This is a genomic window from Bacillus sp. AR2-1, from assembly GCF_008368755.1.
In the GTDB taxonomy this organism is placed as follows: Bacteria; Bacillota; Bacilli; order Bacillales; family Bacillaceae_G; genus Bacillus_A; species Bacillus_A wiedmannii.
This window is the reverse complement of sequence record NZ_QORY01000005.1, coordinates 66,169-79,768: the sequence shown is the minus strand read 5'-3', so window position 1 is coordinate 79,768 and position 13,600 is coordinate 66,169. Positions and strand designations below refer to the sequence as shown.

11 protein-coding genes and 1 tRNA gene are annotated in these 13,600 nt (G+C 28.8%); 6 read left to right on the top strand and 6 right to left on the bottom strand.

Features of this window, described 5'->3' with window-relative positions; genetic code table 11:
• Positions 1 to 7 precede the first annotated feature (7 nt).
• Positions 8 to 379, bottom strand: a complete 372-nt coding sequence (locus tag DT250_RS04405; protein ID WP_179952831.1) for a hypothetical protein — start codon at positions 377 to 379, stop codon at positions 8 to 10.
• Between the two features lie 568 nt (positions 380 to 947).
• On the opposite strand from DT250_RS04405, the gene DT250_RS04400 reads away from it, so the two are divergent.
• From DT250_RS04400 to DT250_RS32135, 4 genes are all read left to right on the top strand, one after another.
• Positions 948 to 1,018, top strand: a tRNA-Val gene (locus DT250_RS04400).
• Between the two features lie 166 nt (positions 1,019 to 1,184).
• Positions 1,185 to 1,385, top strand: coding sequence for a hypothetical protein (locus tag DT250_RS32145; protein ID WP_255449999.1), 201 nt, complete (start codon positions 1,185 to 1,187; stop codon positions 1,383 to 1,385).
• 140 nt (positions 1,386 to 1,525) lie between these two features.
• On the top strand, positions 1,526 to 1,834 hold the full coding sequence (locus tag DT250_RS32140) for a tyrosine-type recombinase/integrase (protein ID WP_255449998.1): 309 nt from the start codon (positions 1,526 to 1,528) through the stop codon (positions 1,832 to 1,834).
• Positions 1,815 to 2,246 (top strand): tyrosine-type recombinase/integrase, encoded by a 432-nt coding sequence (locus DT250_RS32135; protein WP_370513116.1) that lies wholly within the window; start codon positions 1,815 to 1,817, stop codon positions 2,244 to 2,246. Before DT250_RS32140 ends, DT250_RS32135 begins: the two co-directional genes overlap by 20 nt.
• 116 nt (positions 2,247 to 2,362) lie before the next feature.
• Here the strand turns inward: DT250_RS32135 and DT250_RS04390 are convergent, their stop codons facing one another.
• The 3 genes from DT250_RS04390 to DT250_RS32130 all read right to left on the bottom strand — a co-directional run bounded on the left by DT250_RS04390 (position 2,363) and on the right by DT250_RS32130 (position 4,603).
• Positions 2,363 to 3,103 (bottom strand): hypothetical protein, encoded by a 741-nt coding sequence (locus DT250_RS04390; RefSeq protein ID WP_149212637.1) that lies wholly within the window; start codon positions 3,101 to 3,103, stop codon positions 2,363 to 2,365.
• 10 nt (positions 3,104 to 3,113) lie between these two features.
• The gene (locus DT250_RS04385; RefSeq protein WP_149212636.1) at positions 3,114 to 4,049 is read right to left on the bottom strand and encodes a DUF4747 family protein; all 936 of its coding nucleotides are present in this window, start codon (positions 4,047 to 4,049) and stop codon (positions 3,114 to 3,116) included.
• Positions 4,050 to 4,279: 230 nt separating this feature from the next.
• Positions 4,280 to 4,603 (bottom strand): helix-turn-helix domain-containing protein, encoded by a 324-nt coding sequence (locus DT250_RS32130; protein ID WP_255449996.1) that lies wholly within the window; start codon positions 4,601 to 4,603, stop codon positions 4,280 to 4,282.
• A 541-nt stretch (positions 4,604 to 5,144) separates the two neighbouring features.
• Between DT250_RS32130 and DT250_RS04375 the strand changes: the two genes are divergently transcribed.
• The gene (locus DT250_RS04375) at positions 5,145 to 5,651 is read left to right on the top strand and encodes a hypothetical protein (RefSeq protein WP_149212635.1); all 507 of its coding nucleotides are present in this window, start codon (positions 5,145 to 5,147) and stop codon (positions 5,649 to 5,651) included.
• A gap of 841 nt (positions 5,652 to 6,492) precedes the next feature.
• Here DT250_RS04375 and DT250_RS04365 read toward each other — a convergent pair.
• Positions 6,493 to 10,701 (bottom strand): NACHT domain-containing protein, encoded by a 4,209-nt coding sequence (locus DT250_RS04365; protein WP_149212634.1) that lies wholly within the window; start codon positions 10,699 to 10,701, stop codon positions 6,493 to 6,495.
• Between the two features lie 455 nt (positions 10,702 to 11,156).
• Positions 11,157 to 11,348: a hypothetical protein gene (locus DT250_RS04360; RefSeq protein ID WP_255449995.1), complete on the bottom strand. Its 192-nt coding sequence runs from the start codon at positions 11,346 to 11,348 to the stop codon at positions 11,157 to 11,159.
• Between the two features lie 317 nt (positions 11,349 to 11,665).
• Here DT250_RS04360 and DT250_RS04355 point away from each other — a divergent pair, with 317 nt between their 5' ends.
• Positions 11,666 to 12,691 carry an AIPR family protein gene (locus DT250_RS04355; RefSeq protein WP_149212633.1) on the top strand — a complete coding sequence of 342 codons (1,026 nt, stop codon included), beginning with the start codon at positions 11,666 to 11,668 and terminating at the stop codon, positions 12,689 to 12,691.
• Positions 12,692 to 13,600: the final 909 nt, after the last annotated feature.

Here is a 13,600-nt window from a genome sequence, read left to right as displayed (position 1 = left end):
TGGGTCATTAATTTCTCATGCGCTCCCATTCCTCTTTATATTTCCCTTCCAAATCTCCCAAATCTACACGAGGGAAACATTGGTCGATAATCCATACCCCACCTCCATCTCGCGTATCTAGTTCACAATCATGCTTTCTCTCTAACATGTCATAATATGAATTCTTTGGTTTCTGTTCGACTGGCTCATTCATAGAAGAATTTACAGCCAGTACAACGACTAGAACGAGAGTTCCAATGGTAAGCACTGTCCATAGTAGCGCCTTTCTTCCCAATTCATTTCTAACTATTTTTGCTTGCTCCTTTAAATCCCCTTTCAGAACCCATACAAGTACGCAAGCTATTAAGAAGGCTAATATTGCAGAGATTATATTACCCATTACGTATTCACTCCCTCAATCTTTACTAGTTATTGCTTTTCCAATTGAATTATGATGGCATCACCTCTTCCTTCAAGAAATCTAACTCATAAGCGTTCATCTCTTTTTCAATTCCATAGATTTCAAAGCATTTATTGTGATTCCCCTAAATTTCCTATATCAATATATCATATTTTCAATCTATCTATAACTTACAAAATATAAGATTTTGATTCATACCATTGTGCATAGCTTCCTCTTTCAAGAATCCTAATTCATAAGATTCTTTTTCTATTTCTTTTTCAGCTTCCACGCTCTTATATTTCTTTCTCGGCCATTCAACATTTCCATACCATGTGTCTGAACCAACCTATGCCTATTCTCTCCACAAGTCCTCCTCTAATTGTGGAAATTATCCCCCTCTACATCAAAAAAAGGAATGAGTCGCCTCATTCCCCTTACCATTATACAGATAGCTAAGCACATAATTTTGTGGTCACAAATGGTCACATAATTTACAATAACCATTGCTTTTTTAATAGAATTTCATTTATACAAACTTGTAAGAATGCCTTTAAATCAACATTTCCCCCGTAGCTCTGTAGGAAGAGCGCCACCTTAACAGGGTGGAGGTCTTGAGTTCGAGCTTCTCTGGGGTCATAATTTTCATGAGACTTTACTCCACAAAGGTTTGTAAGTGTTAAGGTTTTATCCTTTGTACATCAAAAATCCTCCTAGTGTTGCGGTCATTTACTTTTTAGGGTTCAAGTCATTCACGTCTTCTTATACGGTAAACCAAATTACCGATATAGGGAGGCGTTTTATTTTGTCTAGAACAGGTAAAAGAGGTAAAGCAACGTTAAGTAGTACAAGTATTGAGGTTACACAGATTGAACCTTACACGTTCCAAGAGTTATTTAACATTTATATGTTTGCAAAAAAATCAGAAGGTCTTGCAAGAAGAACACTTGAAAATAAGAAAATGTATTTCTTATTATTTCACCGATATTTTAGAAGAACATCATGAATACGTAATGCCTAATACACTCGATACAAATACTATTAGAGAATTTTTATATTACTTGAAGAATGACCACCACGTTAAGCATAAAAATAACCATTGTGTAAAAGAAGAATATAAATCCAGTTTCCTATATGAATACTATCATGAAACATATGAGAGCATTCTACAACTTTCTCGTTGAAGAGAATTATGTACATTTAAGTCTTTTTACAAAAATTAAGTCATTAAAAGAATCACAAGATAATATAGAAGCATTATCCGTGGATCAATTAAAAACTTTACTTAAACAGCCAAATCAACGAACCTACGCAGGGTTCAGGGACTATGTATTAATGATGTTACTTGCTGATACAGGTATGCGAATTAGTGAAGCGTTAAATCTTCAACAAAAAGATATTGATTTTAAAACGAATGTGATTGAGTTAAAAGGTACTGACACAAAAAAAACGTAAAACGCGATATGTACCTATTTCCCAAAAGACTAGTACGTTACTACGTGAATTACTAGTTGAAATAGAGGAATTCGATACCCTCCATATATTTGCTACTGTTTATGGAAATACCATTGATCCTGAACGTTTCAGACAGAGATTAAAAATGTATGGTAATAATTTTGGAATTAAAGGAGTAAAAGTCTCTCCTCACACTTTCAGACATACATTTGCAAGGTATTTTTTGCTCAATAATGGTGGTGTGATGACACTGCAAAAAATTTTGGGGCATTCCTCAATTGAAATGGTTAGAAAATACATTAATATGACAAACAAAGATATTATAGTTCAACACAATAAGTATAGTCCAGTTAATAATTTAAAAATACAAATGAAAAAATCTGCAATAAACATAAGTTTGTTGCAGATTTAATAAAGATTTCTGTTGTTATATAATTTAATACACTTTTCAAGTTATTATAGTATCTCAGCATTATACTGGATATTTAGGAATAAATTATGTACCATGAAATTCCCTCTAATACAGTATTACTCTTTTGATACACCATAATAACTTTTAAGATATTTTTTCACTGCTTCCTTATCAGAAATATTAGTCGAATCAACAAACTTATCTAGGTCTTCAAGAAGCTCTTCTGGAGATAACTTTGCTGTTTTATGTAAATAATAAAGAAGATAGTCAATCCTCACTTCATTTACTTCCTCATATATACTTTTTTCCTTATGCGAAATATTTGCATATAGATCATTAATATAAAATACTCTAATACAGTTACTTGTCAAACTAACTGTATAAAAGATAATAAACGATAAAAAATATGAGATAACAACTAAAAGACAATAGAACCAAACTACATGCACTATACTTTTTTCACTATACAGAATAAAGTTAATTAAGAAAAAAACAAATATTCCCATACCAATATTAAATGTTAAAAACTCAAAGCTAACTAATACCTTCTGTATTGATCCTTTTCCATTAATCTTTTCTATAGAATTAATAGAATCTTTATTTAAAACTCCAACTATAATAGCTAACCCAGCTAATATAACCCCTAACATCCCAATTAACGCTTGTGCTATATATATAGTCATATTCTGTAAGGGGGTTAAATAATCATTAAAATCATCATATATGCCCATAAAATAGAAAAAAAGGGAAATTATCATTGTCATTATTAAAGACATTCTACACTCGAAAGATTTTAAATTATAATAATCTTTCCACTTTTCATTCTCTTTAAACCGTCCCAATATCCGTTTATTCATATTGTCCCTCCTATTTTAAGGAATTAACAACTGAAGCTATCTTTCTTTTACATATGGTAGCAAATTTCATAAAATTCTCAGGCTTTTCTTCTATTTTATCTGTAATAGCTTTATTGTTATTTGTTGAATAACGTCTTCCACTTTTATTTGTAGCCTCAACTGTTACATACCCTTTCATAGTAGCTTCTTCATCTGTTAACTTGGAATGAATTTTACTAACTTTTTTAAATTCATCTTGAATAATCTTTGCATCTATATTCAATCCTTTTGTTTCTTTAGAAGTAAATATTGTACTCGTATGAGTTACATTTCCTTCTTTAATATCTGTAATATATTCTTCCCCGTTTTCTTGTATCTCATCTAAAAGATCATCATCTGGATTAGGTGGAATAATCTCTATTTTTAATGTTTCTAACTTCCCTATTGCTTTTAATTGTGTTTGTATATCCTCAACGTTTAATCCCTCTCTTAACAAAGCTACTTCAAAATGATATTGTTCACTTTCCTTAGACATACATTTATTCACTAACTCTTGAAATGCTTCAGTAAATTCCACATGTCCAAATCTATTAGTTTTATAAAATGTAACTATTTCTTTATATACATCAAAGTAAAATTCTATAACTTCGGAGTTTTCTACAGGTATTTTCTTTCGATCCCCTGTTTCTTTATTTACCTGGTTAACAAATAGAGTTGAAGTTTTCATTACAGTCCCAGCAATTGTATTGTCATTTAATTTATCAATAAGATTAAATTTATATTCCGCATCATATGTATATGTATTACCATGTTCTACATAATTCAAATTCTGCTTTATATAACTAACATCCTCTTCTATATTTAAATATAATTTTTTTAGTATTTCCTTAAGTCTATCTTTATCCTCATATACATCAAAGATATGTGAATTGATATTTACTTTCGAAAAATATAAGGTAATTGACATAAAATATCCCCTCCAAAATAAGTCCTTTTCTATAAGTATAATATATTATCGTATCAATTTTATCCTTTTTTTAAAAAAATATTTAAAAATCCATCTATACCAATGTTATTTATAATTTTATAAAATTTTCAATCTGAATGCAGGAACAAATATGCTAATATCAATTCATCGTAAGAGTTCACTCAGGTTGGTGAAAAGTACCCTCACTAGTTTCAGTTATATATAATAATTTATATATATAATAATTTATATATATATAACTTTTCTAAATCACATTTTTGTTTCCGTACTGCTCTATAAAGAGTAGCCTTGCTTACCTTGGTAATCTCCTCAATCTCTTTAACTGTCATCTTATTGGTGGGTCTATTGTGAAATAACTCAAGGGCATACTGTAAACCTCTGTTATTTTCTGTATATTTCTTAGGTCTTCCTTTGAATTCTTTATTTTGCTCCAACATCGGATTTCCGTCTTTATCAATTAGACAACCATAATCTCTATATTCTGTAATAGCAATTATAATTACTTTATGATCTTCCTTTACGAGTTCTAACATTTTCTTTGCAAGCCTTAATTTTTGATATCTAAATCATTTAAATTTATCACTTGCATATTTATTAATTAATTCCATAAAATATTCCCTTCCACATTATTTAGAAATCTATCTTTTATTATAAATTATATAAGAAATAATGTTTTTTAAATTTTTCCTTATAAATAATTAATATAACTTATCAACCCTAAGCAAAACCCAAGTTTAAACTTGAGTTTCATTCTAACTCCTCTCTCTATTTCTACCTGAAAATTCACACGTAAAAAACGGTGTCATTTTACCTTATTTCCTTATAATCCAGACAGTGACTATTTTTTATTCTAATTGCACAAGTATCTGTCCCCCCTCCTAACATACACAGTATTATATTTTATTGAAAATACCCCACCCCCTATATAAAAAGAAGACACTCTTGAAGAGTACCTACAATTTTCACTCTATTCCCTTCTCCAAAACAAATTACCCCTCACATTCTTTTAATTCGTTCTAATAATTGGTACAATCCCTATACTAACTATTTTTAATTAAAAAGGAGGTTACAGTTGTGGCAAAATCTTTGATTTTTTTATTTTTAGAGTTAATTCTACTAGGAATAGGTATTCATTTTATTTTTAAATCTATAAAAATAGAAAAAGACAAAAATGTAAGGCTTGCACTCTTATTAAATGCCTTTGCTTTTGGTTCATTGCTTGCTATTCCTTTTCTTATAAGTGATGGACAAGAATTTAATGGTATTTTTTGGTTTACTTTCGTTTCTTTTATTATCATTGAAATAGTTCTTTTTCTTATGACTATAAAAGCGATAAAGCAGTGGGATAAGTTTATAGAAGTTTCGCTAAAAATTTTTGAACTGTATATTATTGTATTTGTTTTTCTTTTTTTCAAAAGTTCAATTAACTTTCAGGAACAGATAAGTCAGTTGCCTAGTTTCGTTGCAGGTATCCCACCTATAATCGCTAACATCTTATACATAATTTTCGGGATATTAAAAACTCTAGATACCTTTATGTCCCTTAAAAACTTCATAGATAAAGATAAAGATAAAGCATAGCTTTTCTGACACATAAAAAACCACTTCGAATTTTGAAGTGGTTTTACTTATTTAAAATCTCTATAAAAACTCTTTGCATAGCCTTTCTTTATAAAAAAATTAAATTTTTTTATAACAATAAACATTGAACATTTCATTTATACGTTTTTCCCTATAATAAACTAATAAATTTGTTTATATTCTGTAATAGACAAATCATAAATGATAGATGCAAAATTATTCGTATGTTTTGAATTTGGGGCTTATGCAAGGAGCAAAAGTATAGGAGGCAATTATATATTAAATTTAAAATAATCAGCATAGGTCAAACCGAACTTATCACTAAACAGACGGTTATTGTGTAGTAAAGATCAAGACATTAAAAACAAGGGAGTATCTTATGGTGAGGTTTAATCATGCTAATTTCCCTAGAGCTTGTTGTTGGCCTATTTCATAGTTGTGGACTTCATCATCACCTATGTATATCCATGCACCAATGGACTTAACATATTTACTCTTCAATATCTTTTTCTATTTTCTGTTAACAGTGTGTTAGTTTCATCTATATACTTCTTCTCTAGGTTTCCACCGCAGAATAATTTGATTTCCTCTTGTTTATTGCGTGTGATGAATATACCCGCTTTCAAGTTCTTATCTTCTACTTCGTCATTTTCATTTCAATCGAATAACATTGAATAGCCTACTCTGAATTACACTTACAGTAGGCTATTCAGGATATTTAATTTTCAATGATACTACTTTAAATTATTTCATTTTAGGAAACAGCTCTTCAACATTAGGCTACTCAACTTTAGCAGAATATAGAAAGAGAAAAGAACCGCTTTAAAAATAGTTCAATTAATTAAAACATATCTTTCATATCCATATCTTTATATTCATCTAAAATTTTATAATTTATATCTTTTTTGTCATCAATCCAACATATAAACCATTCTTCTTTCCGACTACGCTCAGACATCTTTTCCATATAGCAATCCCATACAACCGATAGATTATTTTCTTTTAAATATTCTTCTAAATAATCCGCTCTAAATAATAAGTTGCTTTCATATCCCAAATACTGTGCATCAAAGGCAACTAAATTTTTTAATTTGTCTTTCCATACACCCTCAGAAGTTTGATCTAATTCAAAAAATCTTACTAAATTAGGATTTGGTAAAAGATAACTACATGAACCTCTTTCTCCAGAAATAGAATTTATATTTTTTTCCCATAAATATTCCCAAACTGAATCCTCACATTTTATATTATCAAATTCATTTTCATAAAACATATCTCTAAAGGCTGGATGCCAATAATGTTCAAATGCAAATACAGTATGTGTATTTGCCCAAGAAACGCTTAGATCACCTTTCTTTACAGACTTAAAATCGATATAATTCTCTTTTTCTTTAAGCGGCAAAAAGACTGCTTTTGTCTTTATACAAAACTCATCCTTATCAACAATTTTTTTACCATGGTCTCTATTTTGAATTAGTAATTGCGCTAAAGATATATATTTTTCTCCTTCATACTCAATAAATATGAAATCACCTAGACCTTTGAACTCTTCTTTACTTTGAGCCCAAATTTTATTTGGGTTATTCGGTAAATTAGATTTAATTAAATTACGTATATTTTTTTCAGGTGGATAATTTAATAAACTAGGATCAATAGTCCTTAAGAACGGATCCCATGGTCCATTATATGTCTTGTAATATTCCTTTTCTATTCCTAGAAAGTGTTCTTCTTCTTTTAAAATCTCTTCAGGTTCTTGTTCTAATAACCTTATCTCTTCTTCTGATTGCATACTAAAAAGTTTTCTTGCATATTCATAGATTTTTTGATTTTGTAACTCTTTATATTTCTCATATTCAGGTGTGTATCTCTTTATTTCTTTATAGATAGGGTAATTATCTGCTAATTTTGCTAGTAATTCATATAATGCAATCCATTGATACTTTTTACCAATCCTTTCTACTAAATTTTCGTGCCTATTATAATTTCTTAGGTTCCTATCATAATAACCATGTGTTTTCTCATCATATCCATATTCAATGATCCTCATTGTAGCAATATTACTTAAATCTTGATCATTAAATTGATTCCTCCAATCATGCAACGCGCTTCCAAAAACATACCTGCCAAAGTCACCATAAGCTCCAGTGCCTCTTCCATATTCCGTAGTCATAGATCTAACTATCGAATGAAATCCACAATACACTTCTCCTGATGTTTGTTGCATTTCTTTCAACTTGTTATCTATGTCTTGTAATGAATATGTTTTTTTATACCAACTACTAGAATGCGGGGAAGCAATTCCATCATATTCTTCAAGGCTAATACTTCCTTTATTAACAGCAAATAAAATGATACTGCCCGCATAATCTCTAATTAAAACGTTTTGATAAACTTCATCTTGTTTAAATATATTAGTATAAATAATATCAACTATTTCATTTAATTGCGGTACTTCATTTGTTCTTAAAATCGCACCATATACGCTTGCAAATAATCTTTCAAGAACATACGGATCATTTACACCAATAAACCTTTTAATATCCTTTAAAATAATTGACGGTTCATTCATATATAAATTTACTAGAGCAGTAGTAGCAATATCTCTTAATTTTCTATCTGTACACGTAAATAACCAGATGATAGTTGTAGATAACAACTCAAAATTTCCACTCTCGAAATGTTTATAACTTAGATTTCGTTCTAAAATAATTTCTAAAAGTCGCGTAGGTACTTCTGAGTTGTTATTTATAGATATTGTCCAATTTTCATCCCGTATAGACATAGACATTTCGTTAAGAACATCATGTAAATATTCTGCATTTAATGGTGATTCTATAATATAGGATTGTTTCAACAATCTTTCGTATATTAAACTTTGCAAATCTATATCTTTTTTTCCTAAACATAAATTAATCCACCAGAAAGTTCTTTCATTAATATTCTGTACATTTCTCCATGAGATTCCTCGAACAAATGCTTCTGCTATATCAAAAGTTATAAGTTCATTGTCAATTAAATCTAGCCATTCTACTTTTAATTTGTCTGGAATAACTATTGATAAACTCTCAAAAACCCCATAATAATATGGATTATCCAATGACAATATGTCTTTAAATAAATTTTCATCTTGCTGGTATCTTTCTAATAAAACTAAAGAAATATATATATCTGCAAATCGCTCATAAGTAAAATAGACTAAGTCTTCACCATTATTCATTTCATTAATTGATAAAATGTTTTCTTCGGCTAAACCCAAAAGTATTTCCCTATACCCGCTTGTATATGGCTTTGCAACATCCTCTATCACTTCATAAAGTCGTTCTAATTTAATACCATACCTCTCACTTTCAATAAATTCCGAGGCAATTTTTTTCAAAATTTTATCTATTAAATTTAAAGAATTTAAATATGAAAACCGTTTATCTAACGATAGTCTATCATTAACTTTCTTAATATATTTCTCTAATACCTGAACTATACTCCATCCCCTGAATCCTACATATTCTTCTTCAATTGCCTCACAATAAATTTGTAAGAATAGGGGATTATAACACTCATTTTCTAAAGAAGGAAATATTATCGGATTTATCTTATAAAAATTAAAAAAGGGTTCCAATGCTTCCAAACTTAAGTTATTAAATCCCCTGTGTTCTAATTTATACAATGGAAAATCTTCATAAATATTTTCAGGTAATATACTTTTTAAATAGTTACTCCTAATTGATAAAACTATAGCAATATTATCAAATTTTTTAAAAGTATTTAAAAAGTTTAATAAATACCCTTTCCAGAAATATTTACCTTCTCCCTCATTTAAAGCATCTATTATAATTACAGTTCTTTTATTCTTCTTTTTTGCTCTGTCATTAAATTCTTTAAAGAAGGACTCTTTAGAACCTTCATAATCAATCAAATCAAATAATTGTTTAAATGGGTGGTCATGCGTATTTAAATGTTGGCCTAAAAATAAAAAAACACTATGCCCAGCTTCTTGCAATCTTTTAGCATTGTCAGCTAATAAGTGTGATTTCCCAATCCCCGCGTCTCCATATACCAATAGATACGGTTCATTTATCAACATTGGTTTTACCGATTCAATATAATCAACTATAGCTCTTTCATGTTTGTTTATTTGATTGATTATATTAACCACTTTACCTTTAATGCTTTTTTTAGTTTCTTCATAAAACTTATATCTTATCCTCTCAACTTCTCCCATAAATCTATTAATCTCTTTTCTAAAGTTCTTCAAACTATTATCTAAATAAAACTCTGTATCATTATAATTTATATGTTTTAAATAGGTTAAAGTTTCTTCAATAAAAGACAAATCCTTAAGTTCTACATCTTCCTTATAAGAATCTAAAACAACATTTAAATTCATAATACTATTTTTAAACTCATCCATTAATACAGTGAAATTTTTTGGGATTGACTTGTCACTTACTAATGAATCAAATATAACATTAAAAGCTGTTTCTACATTAGCTTCGGAATTATACCTTTTACCTAAATCTAATATATTACGTTCAAGTAACTCCTCTAAATATTCATCTGTATATTTTTTTATATAAGCCCTTTGTTGAATCTCATATAAATTTTTTTCAAAGTATTCTCTTAAACCGTCATTACTTTCTACAATACTACTTTGAATATTAGCCAATATACTCATTTCATTTGATTTAAAGCTTTCATTTCTATATTCTTCAAGATATGTAATCAACTCACTAAAATATTGTTTTATAACTGGATGACATTCTAATTCCTCTAGCTGCACAGATTTTCTATATTTATTTATTTTATTCATTGCCATTTCAGATAATTGTTCTACAAAAGCATCTTTAGTAATAGAGTTGTATGTAGATCCAAATACATAGTTAAATATTAAAAGCCCATTCCTTTCTTCATTTAAAAACTTTTGAAATGTATTTGAATCAACAAACGTGTCTTCATACTGTTTTTGAAATGATTTTATCTTCTTTAGTTTCCATTTAATTTTCAATTTTTCGAAGAAAGGGTTAGTTAACAATTCTGTTATTTTATTTAACATAGGTTTTAGGATAAAGGTAAACTCAAGCAACTATTTCACACCTTTTAAATTAAATTTTTTCCCTTCTCTTAATGATAATACTATCGGGATATTATTATTATACAATATAAAAATTAAGCAAGATATAAAAAACTAAACTTTAAAACACATTATTCCCCCCTTATTATCAGCCCATAGATCACATGCTGTCCTTCCTCATATACATACTTATATACACATTTTCTATATGTTTTAATTAATAAAAAGTTTAGAGAACCATGTTGAAAATATATAAGTAAATACTTTTTCAGATAAATATTTTTTTGTTGCTGCACGCAAAAAATAGATACATAAACAATTAAAAATAAAATACTTTCCTTTAGAGATTAAGGAGCTATTTTATCAAATAATTTCGATATATATTAGGCGAAATCTTACAAAACTACATTCTCAACAACTAACAAATTAGCTCATTTTTAAATAATATATAAATGAAGACCGATAATTGAAGCTGCATTTCCCATATATGTATCTAATTGTTTCATCTCTTTGAGGAATTTAAAAAGAAACATAAATGATTTATCCGTAGTATTACAACTATGTGTATATCGATACCTCATTACAGGTAGTTCATAAATTTCTTTTATAATTCCTTTATGCGTGATCATCGGTGCCCCTGGGATTTTTTCTTTTCATATAGAAAAAATAATTAAATATATTTTTGATAAATTTAATATGTAACTATTCTACAAACCTCTGTAACAAAAGAAAATTTTCATATTTAAGTTTAGTGTAATCTCTATATTGAACATTCAAAATTTTGATCCAACACTTTTATGAAATCCCATTTTTATTTATATAGTATCTAAGAAATGTTCCAGATCTATCTTCCTATTAATTAAATCAAATCATAGACAGTATTATATATTTGTTATATAAATATGTAATAAAACAAATTAGCAAATATTCATAAGGAGGTCATAACATGAGATGGAAAACAATTAATATAGAGTTCCTTAATGCAGCGGAGCTCGATGATGGTTACTTAGTATTTATAACGAAAACTAGCTCACTTAGGGGGCTCGATATCCCACTTGGGGCTAACCCACGTAAACCCTCTATGTCAAATAAAAATGTAAAGGCAATGATAACTCAACTTGAAAAGGATCCCAAAAACTTTAGAAGGAAGAATGAAGGGATCTCTATTATTGCTAACAAAGCTGCAATTGATGAAGTAACTAAGAAGGTAAGTTTTGAAGTAAATGAAAGACAAGGAATTATTAACGGTGGTCACACCTACTTTACACTGAACAAAAATGGAGTTGAGGAAGCAACAGTAAGAATTGAAATTAACACTGGTGTCCCTGATGATCTCACTGTGGATATAGCTTCATCAAGAAACTCCTCAAAAAAGTTGTCCACCGAGTCTGAATTAAACCATCTCGGTATGTTTGAATGGATAAAAAGCAGCATTTCTCCAGAATTAAAGGCTGATATTAGTTTTTATGAGGGGGATGACGGCAATATAGATGTCGGGGAACTATTACAAGTTGCAAACGTGATAAATCCTAGTAAAGGAACAATTGATAATGCTAAACGATCTTATAATTCAAAAGGCGGTATCCTTGGTTCATTAAAAAAACATCAAATTAATGCCTCGATAACAAGAACTTGCAATCATATTGAAGATATGTGGAACTTATATACTTATATTCGAACTGATCAAGATCTTAAAGAACGTTTTATGCCGATGATTTATGAAGGAAACCAAATGTATAAAGGAGTCGCATTTTTTATTATGGCAGGTGTACTCCAACAAAGAACTGAAGTAGTAAATGGTTATGTAAAATTAAAAATAAGCGTCGATGATTTAAAAGATATAATTCATTTAAAAGCAGATGCAGTTAATAATAAAATTATGAGACTAGGTCAACATTTCGTAGGTGCCATAGATTCCATGGTAGCTTCTGATACATTTGTTGACGGTATCGAAATTGTATTCCTTAAGTAATAAGTGTAACATTTTACAAAAAAACAAACCCTTTAAAAAACTTACATAAACAGATACATTTTTTCAATTGAAACTAACTTCATTATTTGACCTAAGTCAAATAATGAAGTTTTAGAAAATAGTAATATACCATTGATAAAATTTAAAACAATACACAAGCTAACAAATTATCTTAGAAAATTTTAAGAATATAATTGATGTAATCTACTGGTAACAGAACTAGGATTAAATTAACTAGACCCTCCTCTTACAAATCTTCTTTTCGGATTAAGTAGTTTTATTCTCCTTAAATGCTCACACATTAATGGCAAGAAATATTCCCCATAAGATCTAACTTCAAAATATTAACAATTTTTAATTTTTAATCCCCATAGATCCTATGAGATCTTCACCCCCATAACACTGCCCATTGAGTAATATATTTTTCATTTTGACATACCACTTGCTACTTTAAACCCAGCAAGAAATTTCTCCTTTATTGTTACCTCATTATATATTACTTTTAATATATTCATTACTAGCCAAGAAATATGTGGTTCATTAATTATTCGATTTATGATTATATTTCATTTTATTTTTTCCCCCTTCATCGTGCCCAATAAAAACAATAATTTTATTGGGTACCTGTTTCACCGATCCCTTCAGGGGCATATTCTAAAACATTTTGTATGTAAATTAAAAGCATGCTTTTTCATCTTCACCCACATTCTTTTCTATATTATACATAGAAAACTGCCCGTAACCTTTAACTTTTCAATCTATCTCTTTATTTCATTTACTATTTAAGTTAATTCTCTGTGAAGGATAATCCAAAATGCTTTCAAAAAAAACTTTCGGTTTCCTTATGTTTCAACCACATATACATACCGTTTTCCCTTGTAGAATACCACTCTATCTTTTCTAATAAAT